We start from the raw sequence: 14,965 nt of genomic DNA on the forward strand, positions 1-14,965 counted from the left end.
TTCGGGGCCGCGGATTACGATGCCCGAGCCGTCCCCTTCGCCGTTGTCACCTGCCACGGCGCGCGGGCCCGGTGGTCAAGCAAACGCCGAGCCTGGGAAAGCGCGGGACGTGATGGTTCGTCGAGCACACCGCCGACGGCACGCCGTATCCGTCCGGAGGTGTCGGCGCTGCGCCGGGTGACCGCGTCCGAGGCGGCCCTGGCCGCGCACCGGCAGATCAACGCCACGGCGGTCGGCTATCCGCGCGACAGCGGTGTGCCCGCCCTGTTCGAGGAGCGCGCGCGGCTGCGGCCCGAAGCGCCCGCGGTCGAACAGGGCGCGCGCACGGTCGGCTACGGGCAGCTCGACCGCCTCGCCAACGGCCTCGCCCGTGACCTGCTGGCGCGCGGACTCCCGCCGGGCGCGACCGTCGGCGTGTGCCTCGACCGCTCTCCCGAACTGGTCGTCGCGCTGCTCGCCGTCCTCAAATGCGGCGGCTGCTACCTGCCGTTCGACGCGTCCTGGCCGGACGAGCGGCTGCGCGCGCTGCTGTCGGACGCCGACTGCCGGTGGGTGCTCACCGACCGGCCGGCGGAGCTGGCCGACCGGCTCGACGGCTGCCGGACCGTCCCGGTGACGCGGGGCGGTGTCGCGGAGAGCGAGCGCGGCCCGGAGGTCGAGGTCGCGGGCGACGCCGTCGCGTACGTCAACTTCACCTCGGGTTCGACCGGCCGCCCCAAGGGGGTGCCGGTCCGGCACCGCGGTGTGGTCCGGCTGGTGTCCGGCGCCCGCTACGCCCGGCTCGGCGAGGGCGGCAGGCTGCTGCAACTGGCGCCGGTGACCTTCGACGCGGCGACCTTCGAGATCTGGGGCGCGCTGCTGACCGGCGGCACCTGCGTGCTCTACCCCGACGCGCGGCTGAGCCTGTCGAAGCTGGGGCGGGTGCTGCGCGAGAGCCGGGTCAATGTGCTGTTCCTGACCACGGCGCTGTTCAACTCCGTGCTGGACGAGGCGCCCGAAGCCCTCGACACGGTGGCCACCGTGCTGACCGGCGGCGAGCGCGCCTCGGTGCCGCGGCTGGCGCAGGCCGTACGCCGCTACGGCCCCGGCCGCCTGGTGCACGTCTACGGACCGACCGAGTCGACCACCTTCGCCACGTACCACCGGGTCGACGCGCTCCCCGCCGACGCGGCGGAACTGCCGATCGGCCGGCCGATCCAGAACACCCGCCTGTACGTGATCGACACGGACGGCGACGACGGCGGTGAGCTGTGCGAGCCGGGGCGGCCGGGCGAGATCTGGCTGGCGGGGGACGGTCTGTCGCCCGGATATCTGGGGATGCCGGAGCTGACCGCCCGGCTGTTCGTGGAGCGCGAGGTCGACGGCGTACGCGAACGGCTGTACCGGACGGGCGACTACGGGCATCTGCGGGCGGACGGAGCGGCGGTGTTCCACGGCCGCAGGGACGACCAGGTGAAGGTGAACGGCTACCGCATCGAACTGGGCGAGATCGCCCACCATCTGGACCGGCACCCGGCCGTCCGGCGCAGCTTCGTCACCGCGAGCGCCCGCGGCGAGAAGCCGGTGTGGGCGTTCGTCGTCACCGACGACCCGGCCTGCACCCCGCAGGCGCTCCGCGCCCATCTGCGCGCGCTGCTGCCCGGCTTCATGGTCCCGGCCCGCATCCAGCTCTGTGACACCCTGCCGTTGACCGCCAGCGGCAAGATCGACCGCACGGCCCTGCTCGCCGCCCACGCGCGCCGGCCGGCCCCGGAGGAGACCTGATGCCCGTCCGCACCACCGCCCCGGAGCCCGTCCGGGACGAGCCCGGCGGTGACTCCGCGCGCTCCGGCCTCCTCCGGGCCTCGACGGCGGGCCTGATCGCCGCCTTCGTCGGCTTCTCCAGCTCCTTCGCGGTGGTGCTCGAAGGGCTCACCAAGGTCGGCGCGTCGCACGCCGAGGCCGCGTCGGGACTGATGGCGCTGTGCGTGGCGATGGGCCTGTGCGCGATCTACCTGAGCCTGCGCTCCCGGCTGCCGATCAGCATCGCCTGGTCGACGCCGGGCGCGGCGCTGCTGGCGGGCTCCGCGGGTACGCACGGCGGATTCGCGGCGGCCGTGGGCGCGTTCCTGCTCACGGGGGTGCTCGTCGTGATCTCCGGGCTGTGGAAGCCCCTCGGCCGGTGGGTCTCGGCGATCCCGAAGCCGCTGGCGAACGCGATGCTCGCGGGCATCCTGCTGCCGCTGTGCCTGGCTCCGGCGCACGCGGTCAAGTCCGACCCGGCGGTGGGCCTCGGTGTGATCCTCGCCTGGGCGGTCGTCGGCAGTGTCCGGAAGCTGTACGCGGTGCCCGCCGCGGTGGTCGTGGCCGTCGTCCTGATCGCCGCCACCACGCACATCGACACGGCCGCGCTCGGCCCGCTGTGGCCGCACCCGGTGCTGGTCACCCCGCACTTCACCGCCTCCGCGGTGATCGGCATCGCGCTGCCGCTGTACGTGGTGACGATGGCGTCGCAGAACATCCCCGGCATCGCGGTGCTCAATGTCAACGGCTACCACCCGGAGCCGGGGCCGCTGTTCGGCTGGACCGGCGTCTTCAGCCTGCTGTCGGCGCCCTTCGGCGGGCACGCGGTCAACCTGGCGGCGATCACCGCCGCGCTGTGCGCGGGCGAGGAGGCGGGGCCCGACCCGCGCAAGCGGTACCGGGCCGCGGTCGTCGCCGGCGGCGCGTACATCCTGCTGGGCCTGGGCGCGGCGGCGGCGGTCGCCTTCGTCAACGCCTCACCGCCCAATGTCATCGAGGCCGTCGCGGGACTCGCGCTGCTCGGCGCCCTCGGCAATTCCCTGACCGGCGCGATGGCCGACGCCGACCACCGCGAGTCGGCGGTCGTCACGCTCGTCGTCACCGTCTCGGGCGTGACCTTCTTCGGCGTCAGCGGCGCCTTCTGGGGCCTGGGCGCGGGCGGCGCGCTGTACGCGACGCGGCAGTGGCAGGCGCGCCGGACGGAGCGGGCGGCAGCGGCGGACGCCGGGCCGGAAGCGGCGGCGCGTCCCGTACCGGAGGCGGACGCGTGACACGCGGCGGCAGCCGCGACCTCCTGGAGGTCGCGGCTGCCCCGGGGTGACGCGTCGGGTCTGAACGCCTCGGCTCAGCGGTAGAGCCGCAGATCGGCCAGGCTCCACCAGTTGGCCGCCGTGCCCGTCGATGTGACGCGCACATAGCGTGCCGTGGTCGTACGGGGCAGGTCGGCGACGGTGAGCTGCCCGGTTCCCGTACCGGCGGCGGCCGTCCGCCAGGTGACGGCGTCGTCGCTGGTCGAGATCTGCCAGCCGCGGGCGTAGTCGCCGAGGTTGTCGCCGCTGTCGACGGCGACGCGGGAGAACGCGGTGCGCTTCTTGAGGTCGATCTGCACGTACTGACCGGGGGTCTGGGCCGCGCCGCTGGACCAGCGGGTCGAGCCGTCGGCGTCGATCGCGAGGTCGGGGGCGCCCTGCCCGGCGGGCTGGGAGGTGGCGCTCGCGCCGTTCAGCGGCACCGCGTGCGACCGGCTGGTCAGATCAGCCGACCTGGGCCACGTGAAGGTCGCCAGCGCACCGCCGGGCAGGGAGTATGCGAAGGTCCGGTCGCCGACGGCGACGGCGAAGGAGCGCGGGTCGTCGTTCTCGTTGTGCACGACGAGCGCGGTGGAGCCGTCGGGGTTGCGGAAGGCGACATCGGTGAGCTGGCCGTTCCAGCCGGTCGTGCCGTAGTTGGTGCTGCCGATCCGTACCGCGCCCGGCCGGACGAACTTCGACAGGTGGCCGATGGTGAAGAACTCGGCGCTGCGGGTGACCGTGCCGTCCGGCTGGACGGTCAGCAGGGCGGTGCAGGTGTCGCAGCCGCCGTTGTGCGGGCCGCCGTCGGCGTCCAGCGCGAGGTTCCAGTCGGCGACGGACTTCGCCCAGTTGCGCGTGGTGCCGACGGTGATCGTGCGCGCGTGCCAGGTCAGCGTGCCGCGGAAGATCTGCGCGGGCGTGTCGGTCGCGCCGTGCGAGCCGGAGCACTCCGTGAACCAGATGCCCTTGTCGGGGTGCGCGTCGTGCAGCGCGCTCTGCGCGCTGGGGTCGCCCGAGTAGCAGTGGTAGGCGGTGCCCGCGATCCACCGGGCGGCCGGGCTGTCCAGCACCTCGTACGGGTAGTCGGTCTGCGGGTCCTCGCCCATCTGCTCGGCGGTCTTGATGTCGTCGGGGTGCGTGGTCCAGTTGTGGTCGTACGCGAGGATCTTGGTGCGCGGGCTGGCCCGGTGCAGCAGCGGTCCCAGCGCCTCGATCACCTTGACCTGCGCCTGCACGGGCAGGTCGGTGCCGGGGTACGCGGAGGGCTTACGGTTCTGCGGCTCGTTCTGCACCGTCAGGTAGTCGACGGGCACGCCCGCCGCCGCGTACGCCTGGACGAACTTCACCAGGTAGCGGGCGTAGGCGTCGTAGACCTTGGGGTCGTCCTTGAGGTGGCCGCCGACCAGCGAGTCGCCGTCCTTCATCCACGCGGGCGGGCTCCAGGGCGTGGCCATGACGGTGAGCCGGGGGTTGAGCCGCTTCGCCTGGCGCAGCAGCGGCAGGATCTGCCGTTGGTCGTGCGCGATGCTGAAGTGGCGCAGCGCGAAGTCGGTCTGCCCCGCGGGCATGTCGTCGTAGGTGTAGTGGGCGGCGGCGGCCGTGAAGTCGGAGGAGCCGATGGGCTGGCGCAGGAAGCTGACGCCGATGCCGCGGGCGGGGTCGAAGAGCTGCCGCATCGCGGAGTCCCGCGTCGTGCGCGGCAGTCGGCTCAGGACGGCGGCCGAGGAGTCGGTGAGCGCGCCGCCGAAGCCGTCCACGCTCTGGTAGCTCTGGTTCGGGTCGACGGTGATGGTGGTGAGGTCGGACGGTCCCCGGCCGAAGTCGACCGGCGCCTGCTGCCGTAGTTCCTGGGCGCCGTCGGCCGTGGTCAGCCACACCTGGGCGCGGGGTGGCGGCGCCGGGCGGGAGGGGGAGGCCGCGGTGGCGGCCGTCGGGGTGACGGCGGCCGTCTGGGCGGCCGGTACGCAGGCCAGGCAGAGTGCGGCGGCTGTGGCAGCGGCGGCACCTACGGCGCGTCTCCTCATCGTTCTCCTCGGGCAGCACTCACTCTGAAACGGAATGAAACGTTTTCTGGAAACGTGGCGAAAATCAGGTAAGCGGTCGGCGGCGTGCGCTGTCAATGCCTTGTACCGATCCTGCCGTGACCCTGATGGGTCGGGGCGCTAAGCTGCACACATGAAACGAACGGGTGTAACAGTTGGCTAGGTCACCGGGCACCCGCGTGACGGTCCGCGCCATCGCGGCGGAGGCGGGCGTCTCCATCGCCACCGTGTCGCGGGTCATGACAGGACAGGCCAACGTGGCCCCCGACACCCAGGCGCTGGTCCGCCGGGCGGTCGAACGACTGGGGGCCCCGGCCCCCGTCCGGCGCGGCGCGGCGGACGGCGCGATCTACGTGCGCTGCCCGTATGTCCTCACCGACTACTTCGGTGTGATCGTCTCCTCGATCGCCGAGACGCTGGACCTGCACGGCAGGCGCGTGGTGCTCAGCGCGGGCGACGCGGCGCGCGAGGTCCAGGTGCTGCCGGGGCTGCCGGGCGACCCGGGCATCGCGGGCGCGATCCTCATCGTCCCGCCCGAGCCGGAAAGGGAGTTGGAGGTCCTGCGGGCCCAGGACTTCCCCTTCGTGGTCGTCGACCCGCGCACCCCGCTCCCCCGTGACATCGCCTCGGTCTCGGCCGCCAACCTCGCCGCGGCCCGCAGTGTCACCGCGCACCTGGTGGAGTTCGGCCACCGCCGGATCGGCGTCATCGGCGGACCGGGCGACTGGCTCGCCAGCAAGTCCCGTCTCGCGGGCCACACTTCGGCCCTCGCCGACGCAGGGGTGCTGCCCTCCCCCGAACTCCTGCGCAGCATCGAGCCGACCGCCGACTGGGGCTACGGGGCCGCCTGCGAACTCCTCGACCTCCCCCAACCCCCCACCGCGCTCGTCGCGTTCAACGACAAGGCCGCCGTCGGCGCGCTGCGCGCCGCCTACGAACGCGGCCTGCGCGTCCCCGAGGACCTCTCCATCACCGGCTTCGACGACATCGACCTCAGCCGCAGCACCGTGCCCCGCCTCACCACCGTCCGCCAGCCGCTCGAAGAGATGGGCCGGATGGCGGTCTCCCTGCTGATGCGGCTCCTGGACCGCCACACGGTCGACACCCTCCACGTCGAACTGGCCACCCACCTGGTGGTCCGCGGCTCGACGGGCCCGGCCCCGGCGCCTCCCCGCTGACGCGGGGGGGGGGGGAGGACGTCCGGGGCCGGTGGGCCGCCCGGAGTCGGCGACAGGTGCGTCAGCGCTTGGGGCCGGTCGCGAAGACGCCCTCGGGGAAGGCGCCCGCGGCCAGCGCGCGCATGGTGAGGCCCTGGGCGATCTCGGTCAGACGGGCGGTGCCGGCCTCGCCGAGGTGCTCGTAGGGGGCGCGGCCGAGACGGTCGGTCTCGGACTCGATGTGGCGGCGCAGTTCGACACCCTGGTCGGTGAGCGAGCCGTCGGCGTCGAGAAGGCCGCGGTCGCGCAGTCGGGCGACGGCCGCGTCCCACTCCTGCTCGCTCCAGCCGCGGTGGGTCCTGGCGAAGCCCGGCAGGAAGCCCTTGCCGGTCGCGGTGTGGGTGACGAGGGCTTCCAGGCCGTCGAGTTCGGCGCAGAGCAGGACGGCGAGGTGTCCGTCGCCGCGGTACTCGCGCAGCAGCGTGGTGGCGTGCCAGAAGGCCAGGTGCGGCTCCTTCGGCGACGGCAGGGCCGCGTGGGCGGCGTAGAGGATACGGTCGCCGCCGGTGCACGCCTCGGCGGCCCGCTGGGCGAGTTCGGCGGCCTCGGCCATCTCCGGGGAGTCGACGGCGTCGCCGAGCAGACGGCGCTGTACGGCGTCGACCGCGCGCAGCCGCGCCGCGGTGATGTCCTCGGGGGCGGCCAGGGTCCAGGCGAGCGGGATGTGCCGGGCCACCAGGGACGGGCTGAAGTTGTAGAAGGTGCTCGTCACCACGGCGGGGCCGACCGGGCCGAGGGCGGCGGCGCGGCCCGCGAAGTAGCACATGCGGTTGTTCTCCAGCCCGGCCGCGACCAGCGCCGCCTGCGTCTCGGGCGCGAAGTACACCATCGAGTGCAGCGGTTCGAGCACCCGGAAACATTTCCTACCGGCCAGTAGCGTCATATCCGCCACTTTACTGAGATCGCCGCGCACGTCCACCCCCGGCGCACCACCTGCCGGCGCGCGGCCCCGGCGGCTCCCCGGCCCGGCGCGCGCTCGTCGTCCCCGCCCGTGGTCCGTCCCCGTCCGTCCGCTTTGGCACGGTCCCGCACCGGCCGCCGACCGGCCGACTTCAGGTTTTGACACTACCTTCACTACGATCCGGCGATGATCATAAGAAGGTTACTGACGGCCGGAGTTGGCTGCGGCCTGCTGGTCGTCCTGGCTTGCGGTCTGCTGCCCGCGAGCGCGGTCGCCGACGAACCCACGACACCGGCGACGCCGACGGCGCAAGCCGCCCCGAAGGTGGAACTGCTGCTCGATGTCAGCGGCTCCATGCGGGCGAAGGACATCGACGGGCAGTCGCGGATGGCCGCCGCGAAGCAGGCGTTCGACGACGTGCTGGACTCGGTGCCGGAGAACGTGGAGCTGGGCATCAGGACGCTCGGCGCCGACTATCCGGGCAACGACCGCAAGACCGGGTGCAAGGACACCCGGCAGCTCTACCCGGTCGGCCCGCTGAACCGCACCGAGGCCAAGGCCGCGGTGGCGACGCTGGCGCCCACCGGCTGGACGCCGATCGGCCCCGCGCTGCTCAAGGCGGCCGACGATCTCCAGGGCGGCGACGGCACCCGCCGCCTGGTGCTGATCACCGACGGCGAGGACACCTGCGCGCCGCTCAACCCGTGCGACGTCGCGCGGGACATCGCCGCCAAGGGCATCCATCTGGTCATCGACACGCTGGGCCTGATCCCGGACTCCTCGACCCGTAACCAGTTGACGTGCATCGCGGAGGCGACCGGCGGCACGTACACCGCCGTCCAGCACCGGCAGCAGCTCACCACCAAGGTGAAGCAGTTGGTGGGCCGCAGCACCGACGCCGTGGTGGCCCCGGTGGCCACCCGGGGCGCCGCGCAGTGCGCGGACGCGCCGCAGCTCAAGGCGGGGATCTACACCGACCGCGAGCTGTTCTCGGAGAACCGCTGGTACCGGGTGGACGTGCCGCCGGGGCAGGAGCTGCGCGCCTCGGTGAGCGTCTCCGCCGACCGCGCGGTGAACGCGAACTACGGCGTCCTGCTGCGTGGCGTGACCACGCACGGCCGGGAGATCGTCAGGGACGACGAGGGCGGCACCGGCCGTACCGACGTCGTGTCCGCCGGTATCCGCTACCCCAAGCCGCACGCGGACTCCGACACCCCGCCGGAGACGGTCTGCCTCCAGGTCGGCAACTCCTTCTCGGCCGCGCCGTCGGTCAAGACCACCCCCGGTCTGCCGGTGGAGCTCTCCATCGACCTGGTGGACTCCCCCGACCAGCCCTCCGACGTGGCCTTCTTCGGCCTCGGGCGCGGCTGGTGGCTGCTGGGCACGCTGGCCGTGGCCGGCGCGGTCCTCGGCCTGCTGTCGGGCTGGGTGTCCCGCTGGCGTCTGAACACGGGGAGGACCGTCTGATGCGTACGTCACCACGTAAGGCCGTACGGCTGCTGACGGTCACCGCGGCGGGGCTGCTGGCCGCCGCGGCGCTGGCCCTGAGCGCGGGCGGCGCGGTCGCCGACGACCCGTCGGCCGACCCGAGCGCGAGCACGGGTACGGCCGCTCCCGGCGACGGCGACACCGCGCCGACGGAGGCGGGGACGAGTTTCCGTACCGCCGCCGTCGTCCGGCAGGGGCAGGAGGCGACCGCGGACGCGTCGGCGGGCGACTACCTGTACTGGACGTTCCCCGCCGACAGCGGGCAGAACGTGACGGTGAAGGCCACCGTCACCTTCCCCGAGACCGCGGCCCGGCACGGCGCGTCCACCTGGCAGCTCGATGTGTACGACGGGCTGCGGCGCCGCCAGCCGTGCAGATACGGCGCGCAGAGCAGGTCCGTGGCGGCCGACGCGGGCTCGGTCGAGCTGGTCTGCCACCTGCGGGCGATCCGCTCGTGGGCCGACACCTGGTCCAACGATCCGCTGCGCGGCGGCTACTTCCTGCGGCTGACCGTGCTCGACCTGCCCGCGGCCGACCTCGGCCAGCCGGTCAAGGCGGCCGTGAAGGCCACCTCGGAGGGCACGGCGGGGCAGCAGGCGGTCGACGGCTCGGTGACGCCCGTGGTGTCGGCGTACGCGCCGCATGTGGCGCCGGGCGACGGCTGGGCGGGCACCTGGTGGTCGCCGCGCTGGCTGTGGACCGGCGGCGGCGGTCTGCTGGCCGCTCTGGCCGGTCTGGGCGCGCACCGACTCGCCCGGGGTCCGATCCGGTCTCGGCGGGACCCGCGCACCCCTGAGCGGCCCCGCGAGCCCGTGGGATACCGGGACTGAGGCAGCGGCACGCGAGGAGGGCCCGTCCGACCGGACGGGCCCTCCTTATCTCGCGTGCGACGGCTGCGACACGGCGACTGCCACGCGAGCGCTACCGCGCGGCGACCTCGACGTGCTGCGGGTAGAAGGCGACGTGTCCGGCGATCGTGCCGACCGCGTCGTACGGCTTCTCGTACGTCCACACCGCGTCGGTGATCTCGCCGTCCGCGGTCACGAGGGAGTAGTAGGAGGCGTCGCCCTTGTAGGGGCAGTACGTCTGGGACTCGGTCGGGCGCAGGGCGTCGGCCTCGACGTCGGCGAGCGGGATGTACTGCACCGGCGGGTAGTCGGCCTCGCGCAGGGTCAGGGCGTGGGTGGTGTCGGCGATGACCTTGCCCGCGGCCCTGACCACGATGCGCTCCGGGTTCGGCTCGACCGTGATGGGGTGGTCGGGACCGGGTGTCTTGACCGTGCGTGCCATGGGGGGCTCCATGAGTAGAACCTGGATGGACCCGAGGTGACCTGGGGGGATCTGCCGCGGTCCGCCTGTCCTGGGCGATACCCACCGAGGGTAGACAGACAGGTCTATACGGGTCAAGGACGGCTGGCGGGTAGTCGCAGATGCGTCGTCCGACGGGACAATCGGACCGCCGACTGGCGCATACTGGTGACAATGACAAAGCCTGATGCAGCGAAGCGCTTTTTGCCCACCAGTCCCTTCAAAGCCCCGGTGGCGCCGCCACCGAAGGAGTTCGCCGTGGGCAATCGGGTCACCCACGATGTGTACGGCCTCGGCCGGGTCACCGGAGTCGAGGAAGGCGTCGCGGTGATCGTCGACTTCGGCTCGCTCCAGAAGCGCATCATGAGCCCGTACACCAAGCTCACCAACCTCTGAGGTTCCAACGGCGTGGGGACCCCGAAGGTTCCTAACGGCGTGGGACCTTGCGGGCCGCCCGCAGCCACTCCTTGTTCATCGCGGTGATCGAGGTCAGCGGGATGCCCTTGGGGCAGGCGGTGGCGCACTCCCCCGTGAGCGTGCAGCCGCCGAATCCCTCCTCGTCCATCCGCGCGACCATGTCGAGGACACGGGTCTCGCGCTCCGGCGCGCCCTGCGGCAGCACGTTGAGGTGGTTGACCTTCGCGGAGGTGAAGAGCATCGCGGAGCCGTTGGGGCAGGCGGCGACGCAGGCGCCGCAGCCGATGCACTCGGCGTGTTCGAACGCGGAGTCGGCGGCGGCCTTGGGTACGGGCGTGGCGTGTGCTTCGGGCGCCGCGCCGGTGGGCACGCTGACGTAGCCGCCGGACTGGATGATCCGGTCGAACGACGAGCGGTCCACGACCAGGTCGCGGACGACGGGGAAGGCGGCGGCCCGCCACGGCTCGACGTCGATGGTGTCGCCGTCCCGGAAGGACCGCATGTGGAGCTGGCAGCTCGTGGTGCGCTCCGGGCCGTGCGCGTCGCCGTTGATCACCAGGCTGCACGCGCCGCAGATGCCCTCACGGCAGTCGTGGTCGAAGGCGACCGGGTCCTCGCCCTCGACGGTGAGCCGTTCGTTGAGCGTGTCGAGCATTTCCAGGAACGACATGTCGGGTGAGACGTCGTCGACCTGGTAGGTGGCCATGGCGCCGGGCGCTTCGGTGTTCTTCTGGCGCCAGACGCGCAGGGTGAGCTTCATGCGTAGCTCCGCTGGGTGGGGTGGACGTAGTCGAAGACGAGGTCTTCCTTGTGCAGGACGGGCGCGTCGCCGGTCCGGGTGAACTCCCACGCGGCGGCGTAGGAGAACTCCTCGTCCCGGCGGGCGGCCTCGCCGTCCGGGGTCTGGGACTCCTCGCGGAAGTGGCCGCCGCAGGACTCGGCGCGGTGCAGCGCGTCGAGGCACATCAGCTCGGCCAGCTCCAGGTAGTCCACGACGCGGTTGGCGCGCTCCAGCGACTGGTTGAACTCCGCACCGCTGCCCGGCACCTTGATCCGGCGCCAGAATTCGTCCCGGATCTGCGGAATCCGGTCCAGCGCCTTGCGCAGCCCCTCCTCCGTCCTGGCCATCCCGCAGAACTCCCACATCAGCTCGCCGATCTCGCGGTGGAAGGAGTCGGCGGTGCGGTCGCCGTCGACGGCGAGGAGCAGATTGAGCCGGTCCTCGGTCTCCGCGAGGACCTCCTGGACGACGGGGTGTTCGGCGCCGATCTCCTCGCGCCCCGGGTGGCGGGCCAGGTAGTCGTTGATGGTGGCCGGCAGCACGAAGTAGCCGTCGGCCAGGCCCTGCATCAGCGCGGAGGCGCCGAGCCGGTTGGCGCCGTGGTCGGAGAAGTTGGCCTCGCCGATCGCGAAGAGGCCGGGCACGGTGGTCTGGAGGTCGTAGTCCACCCACAGGCCGCCCATCGTGTAGTGCACGGCCGGGTAGATCCGCATCGGGACCTCGTACGGGTCCTCGGCGGTGATCCGCGCGTACATCTCGAAGAGGTTGCCGTACTTCTCCTCGACCGCCCTGCGGCCCATCCGCGCGATGGCGTCGGCGAAGTCCAGGTAGACGCCCTGGCCGCCGGGGCCGACGCCGCGGCCCTCGTCGCAGACGTTCTTCGCGGCGCGGGAGGCGATGTCGCGCGGTACGAGGTTGCCGAAGGAGGGGTAGATCCGCTCCAGGTAGTAGTCGCGCTCGTCCTCGGGGATCTCGCCGGGCGGGCGGGTGTCGCCCTTGGTGCGCGGCACCCAGATCCGGCCGTCGTTGCGCAGCGACTCGCTCATCAGCGTGAGCTTGGACTGGTGGTCGCCGGTGCGCGGGATGCAGGTGGGGTGGATCTGGGTGAAGCAGGGGTTGGCGAAGTACGCGCCGCGGCGGTGCGCCCGCCAGACGGCGGTCGCGTTGGAGTTCATGGCGTTGGTCGACAGGTAGAAGACGTTGCCGTAGCCGCCGGAGGCCAGCACCACGGCGTCCGCGAAGTGGCTGCGGATCTCGCCGGTGATCAGGTCGCGGGCGACGATGCCGCGGGCCCTGCCGTCGATGACGATCAGGTCGAGCATTTCGGTCCGCGGGTGCATCTCGACGTTGCCCGCGGCGATCTGCCGGGACAGCGCCTGGTAAGCGCCGAGCAGCAGTTGCTGGCCGGTCTGGCCGCGGGCGTAGAAGGTGCGGGAGACCTGGACACCGCCGAAGGAGCGGGTGTCGAGCAGGCCGCCGTACTCACGGGCGAAGGGCACGCCCTGCGCGACGCACTGGTCGATGATCTCCACCGAGATCTGGGCGAGGCGGCGGACGTTGGACTCGCGGGCCCTGAAGTCGCCGCCCTTGACGGTGTCGTAGAAGAGCCGGTGGACGGAGTCGCCGTCGTTGCGGTAGTTCTTCGCGGCGTTGATGCCGCCCTGCGCGGCGATCGAGTGGGCGCGGCGCGGGGAGTCCTGGTAGCAGAACTGCACGACGTGGTAGCCCTGTTCGGCGAGCGTGGCGCCCGCGGAGCCGCCCGCGAGCCCGGTGCCGACGACGATCACGGTGTGCTTGCGGCGGTTGGCGGGGTTGACCAGCTTCGCGGTGAAGCGGCGGGTGTCCCAGCGGTCCTCGATCGGGCCTTCGGGTGCCTTGGTGTCGGCGAGGGGCTCGCCGGTCGCGTACCGCGCGTAGTCGGACGGCGCGTAGTCGGACGGCGCGGGCGCGGCGTCGGTCGCGGCGGTCGTCGCGGAAAGCTCGGGGCTGTCGGGGGTCTCGGGCGTCTCGGGCGTCTCGGGCATGTCAGTCAGCTCACGATTCCGGTCATGACGCCGACGGGTACGGCGATGAAGCCGGCCGTCAGCACCAGTGCGAGTGCGTTCGCGGTGGCCTTGAGCACCCGGTCACGGGTGGCACTGCCCGCGCCGAGGGTCTGGGCGGCGCTCCAGAAGCCGTGCCTGATGTGCAGGCCGAGGGCGAGCATCGCCACGATGTAGATGACGTTGTTCCACCAGTCGTGGAAGGCGGCCACGACGTTCTGGTACGGGTGGCCGGGCACGAAGCCGCGCTGCACGGTGCCGGTGGTCAAGTCGAGGATGTGCCAGACGATGAACAGCAGCAGGATCACGCCGCCCCAGCGCATGGTGCGGGTGGCGTAGCTGGCGCGCGGTCGCGGATGGGCGTAGGCGACCGGCCGGGCGCGCCGGTCGAGGCGGCTGAGCTGGTACGCGCACACGCCGTGCAGCACGACGGCGGCGACCAGCACGACGCGGATGATCCACAGCGCCCACTCGTAGTGCAGGAACGGCTCGCCGATGGTGCGCAGCCAGTGCGCGTACTCGTTGAAGCTGCCGGACCCGAAGAAGATCTTGAGGTTGCCGAACATGTGGACGACCAGGTACAGCAGCATGATCAGGCCGCTCACCGCCATGATCGTCTTCTTGCCGACGGTCGAGCCCCAGACCGTGCGCGCCATCGACGGACGTCGGTCCGTCCGCGTTGCCAGTGCCATGTCCACAGACGTTACGGTCACCGGAGTCGAGTGGTCCAAGACATGATCTGGCTCGTGTCCATAGCCTGGGCCTATCGCCGGGCTATCGTGGGACCCATGCAGTTCCAGCAGCTCGCGTACTTCGTGGCCGTCGCCGACGCCCGGCACTTCACCCGCGCCGCCGAGCGGGTGCATGTCTCGCAGCCGTCGCTGTCGCAGCAGATCCGCGCGCTGGAGACGGAGCTGGGCGCGCCCCTGTTCAGCCGGGCGCGCGGCAACATCGCGCTCACCGACGCCGGGGAGGCGCTGCTGCCGCTGGCCCGGCGGATCCTCGCCGACGCCGAAACCGCCCGCCACGAGGTGCTGGAGCTGGCTCAGCTGCGGCGCGGCCGGGTCCGGCTCGGCGCCACCCCGAGCCTGTGCACCGGCCTGCTCCCCGACGTGCTGCGCGTCTTCCACGACCGGCACCCCGGGGTGCGGCTGCTGATCGAGGAGAGCGGGTCGCACGATCTCGTACGGGAGCTGGCGCGCGGCGGCCTCGACCTGGCGCTGGTGGTGCTGCCGCTGCCGAACCCGTCGCCCGCCCTGACCACCGTCGAGCTCTTCCAGGAGGATCTGGTCGTCATCTCCTCGGCCGCGGCCGAGCCGCCGCGCTCACCGGTCAGGATCGCCGACCTCGAAGGCCGCCCGATGGTGATGTTCCGGCACGGCTACGACCTGCGGGACCTGACCCTGGCCGCCTGCCGCTCCGCGGGCTTCGAGCCCTACCTCACCGTCGAGGGCGGCGAGATGGACGCCGTGCTCGGCTTCGTGCGGGCCGGGCTCGGTCTGGGCGTCGTCCCCAGCATGGTCGCCGCCCGCGCGGGTCACGACCTGCGGGTCACACCGCTGGCCCGGCCGGGGCTGCGCCGCACCATCGCCCTGGCCCACCGCAGTGACGTGGCTCCGCCACGGGCCGCCCGGGTCCTCCAGGAAGTCCTTCTGACCGCGGCCCACCGGGAGACCTGAAGCCGCGCGGGAGACC

The 14,965-nt window shown here is 72.5% G+C and carries 13 protein-coding genes; 7 read left to right on the forward strand and 6 right to left on the reverse strand.

The window, feature by feature from the left end; translation table 11 throughout:
• Positions 1-159: 159 nt before the first annotated feature.
• Both ACIO6U_RS25275 and ACIO6U_RS25280 read left to right on the forward strand, forming a co-directional pair.
• Positions 160-1,764 carry an amino acid adenylation domain-containing protein gene (locus ACIO6U_RS25275; RefSeq protein WP_401722494.1) on the forward strand — a complete coding sequence of 535 codons (1,605 nt, stop codon included), beginning with the start codon at positions 160-162 and terminating at the stop codon, positions 1,762-1,764.
• On the forward strand, positions 1,764-3,053 hold the full coding sequence (locus ACIO6U_RS25280; protein WP_401722497.1) for a benzoate/H(+) symporter BenE family transporter: 1,290 nt from the start codon (positions 1,764-1,766) through the stop codon (positions 3,051-3,053). Before ACIO6U_RS25275 ends, ACIO6U_RS25280 begins: the two co-directional genes overlap by 1 nt.
• A 74-nt stretch (positions 3,054-3,127) precedes the next feature.
• Here ACIO6U_RS25280 and ACIO6U_RS25285 read toward each other — a convergent pair whose 3' ends face one another.
• A complete protein-coding gene (locus ACIO6U_RS25285; RefSeq protein ID WP_401722500.1) occupies positions 3,128-5,098 on the reverse strand; it encodes a discoidin domain-containing protein in 1,971 nt (656 codons plus the stop codon).
• 173 nt (positions 5,099-5,271) lie between these two features.
• On the opposite strand from ACIO6U_RS25285, the gene ACIO6U_RS25290 reads away from it, so the two are divergent.
• Positions 5,272-6,294 (forward strand): substrate-binding domain-containing protein, encoded by a 1,023-nt coding sequence (locus ACIO6U_RS25290; protein ID WP_391045528.1) that lies wholly within the window; start codon positions 5,272-5,274, stop codon positions 6,292-6,294.
• A 61-nt stretch (positions 6,295-6,355) separates the two neighbouring features.
• Here the strand turns inward: ACIO6U_RS25290 and ACIO6U_RS25295 are convergent, their stop codons facing one another.
• Complete coding sequence (locus ACIO6U_RS25295; RefSeq protein ID WP_391045532.1) at positions 6,356-7,216, reverse strand: SCO6745 family protein; 861 nt, start codon at positions 7,214-7,216, stop codon at positions 6,356-6,358.
• A 204-nt stretch (positions 7,217-7,420) separates the two neighbouring features.
• Here ACIO6U_RS25295 and ACIO6U_RS25300 point away from each other — a divergent pair, with 204 nt between their 5' ends.
• Together ACIO6U_RS25300 and ACIO6U_RS25305 are read left to right on the forward strand one after the other, a co-directional pair.
• Complete coding sequence (locus tag ACIO6U_RS25300) at positions 7,421-8,701, forward strand: VWA domain-containing protein (protein ID WP_401310811.1); 1,281 nt, start codon at positions 7,421-7,423, stop codon at positions 8,699-8,701.
• Positions 8,701-9,552, forward strand: coding sequence for a hypothetical protein (locus ACIO6U_RS25305; RefSeq protein WP_355346026.1), 852 nt, complete (start codon positions 8,701-8,703; stop codon positions 9,550-9,552). The genes ACIO6U_RS25300 and ACIO6U_RS25305 overlap by 1 nt, the downstream gene beginning before the upstream one ends.
• 91 nt (positions 9,553-9,643) lie before the next feature.
• Here ACIO6U_RS25305 and ACIO6U_RS25310 read toward each other — a convergent pair whose 3' ends face one another.
• Positions 9,644-10,012, reverse strand: coding sequence for a DUF427 domain-containing protein (locus tag ACIO6U_RS25310; protein ID WP_355346023.1), 369 nt, complete (start codon positions 10,010-10,012; stop codon positions 9,644-9,646).
• A gap of 192 nt (positions 10,013-10,204) precedes the next feature.
• On the opposite strand from ACIO6U_RS25310, the gene ACIO6U_RS25315 reads away from it, so the two are divergent.
• The gene (locus tag ACIO6U_RS25315; protein ID WP_188282053.1) at positions 10,205-10,426 is read left to right on the forward strand and encodes a hypothetical protein; all 222 of its coding nucleotides are present in this window, start codon (positions 10,205-10,207) and stop codon (positions 10,424-10,426) included.
• 31 nt (positions 10,427-10,457) lie between these two features.
• Here the strand turns inward: ACIO6U_RS25315 and ACIO6U_RS25320 are convergent, their stop codons facing one another.
• From ACIO6U_RS25320 to ACIO6U_RS25330, 3 genes are read right to left on the reverse strand one after another with little or no spacing between them, the layout of a single operon-like run.
• Positions 10,458-11,207, reverse strand: a complete 750-nt coding sequence (locus ACIO6U_RS25320; protein WP_355346019.1) for a succinate dehydrogenase/fumarate reductase iron-sulfur subunit — start codon at positions 11,205-11,207, stop codon at positions 10,458-10,460.
• The gene (locus ACIO6U_RS25325) at positions 11,204-13,252 is read right to left on the reverse strand and encodes a fumarate reductase/succinate dehydrogenase flavoprotein subunit (protein WP_401722506.1); all 2,049 of its coding nucleotides are present in this window, start codon (positions 13,250-13,252) and stop codon (positions 11,204-11,206) included. The genes ACIO6U_RS25320 and ACIO6U_RS25325 overlap by 4 nt, the downstream gene beginning before the upstream one ends.
• A gap of 5 nt (positions 13,253-13,257) precedes the next feature.
• On the reverse strand, positions 13,258-13,962 hold the full coding sequence (locus tag ACIO6U_RS25330; RefSeq protein ID WP_355346013.1) for a succinate dehydrogenase cytochrome b subunit: 705 nt from the start codon (positions 13,960-13,962) through the stop codon (positions 13,258-13,260).
• Between the two features lie 96 nt (positions 13,963-14,058).
• Between ACIO6U_RS25330 and ACIO6U_RS25335 the strand changes: the two genes are divergently transcribed.
• Positions 14,059-14,949 (forward strand): LysR substrate-binding domain-containing protein, encoded by an 891-nt coding sequence (locus tag ACIO6U_RS25335; protein WP_355346010.1) that lies wholly within the window; start codon positions 14,059-14,061, stop codon positions 14,947-14,949.
• The last annotated feature ends 16 nt before the right edge of the window (positions 14,950-14,965 follow it).

The organism is Streptomyces sp. NPDC087422 (assembly GCF_044744145.1).
Classification (GTDB): Bacteria; Actinomycetota; Actinomycetes; order Streptomycetales; family Streptomycetaceae; genus Actinacidiphila.

What these genes read in the sequence shown, in the direction of transcription:
- ACIO6U_RS25315 (WP_188282053.1), top strand. Translation starts at nt 10,205, where the DNA reads ATGACAAAGCCTGATGCAGCGAAGCGCTTTTTGCCCACCAGTCCCTTC.
- ACIO6U_RS25325 (WP_401722506.1), bottom strand. Translation starts at nt 13,252, where the DNA reads ATGCCCGAGACGCCCGAGACGCCCGAGACCCCCGACAGCCCCGAGCTT.
- ACIO6U_RS25280 (WP_401722497.1), top strand. Translation starts at nt 1,764, where the DNA reads ATGCCCGTCCGCACCACCGCCCCGGAGCCCGTCCGGGACGAGCCCGGC.
- ACIO6U_RS25320 (WP_355346019.1), bottom strand. Translation starts at nt 11,207, where the DNA reads ATGAAGCTCACCCTGCGCGTCTGGCGCCAGAAGAACACCGAAGCGCCC.
- ACIO6U_RS25285 (WP_401722500.1), bottom strand. Translation starts at nt 5,098, where the DNA reads ATGAGGAGACGCGCCGTAGGTGCCGCCGCTGCCACAGCCGCCGCACTC.
- ACIO6U_RS25300 (WP_401310811.1), top strand. Translation starts at nt 7,421, where the DNA reads ATGATCATAAGAAGGTTACTGACGGCCGGAGTTGGCTGCGGCCTGCTG.
- ACIO6U_RS25295 (WP_391045532.1), bottom strand. Translation starts at nt 7,216, where the DNA reads ATGACGCTACTGGCCGGTAGGAAATGTTTCCGGGTGCTCGAACCGCTG.
- ACIO6U_RS25310 (WP_355346023.1), bottom strand. Translation starts at nt 10,012, where the DNA reads ATGGCACGCACGGTCAAGACACCCGGTCCCGACCACCCCATCACGGTC.
- ACIO6U_RS25335 (WP_355346010.1), top strand. Translation starts at nt 14,059, where the DNA reads ATGCAGTTCCAGCAGCTCGCGTACTTCGTGGCCGTCGCCGACGCCCGG.
- ACIO6U_RS25305 (WP_355346026.1), top strand. Translation starts at nt 8,701, where the DNA reads ATGCGTACGTCACCACGTAAGGCCGTACGGCTGCTGACGGTCACCGCG.
- ACIO6U_RS25330 (WP_355346013.1), bottom strand. Translation starts at nt 13,962, where the DNA reads ATGGCACTGGCAACGCGGACGGACCGACGTCCGTCGATGGCGCGCACG.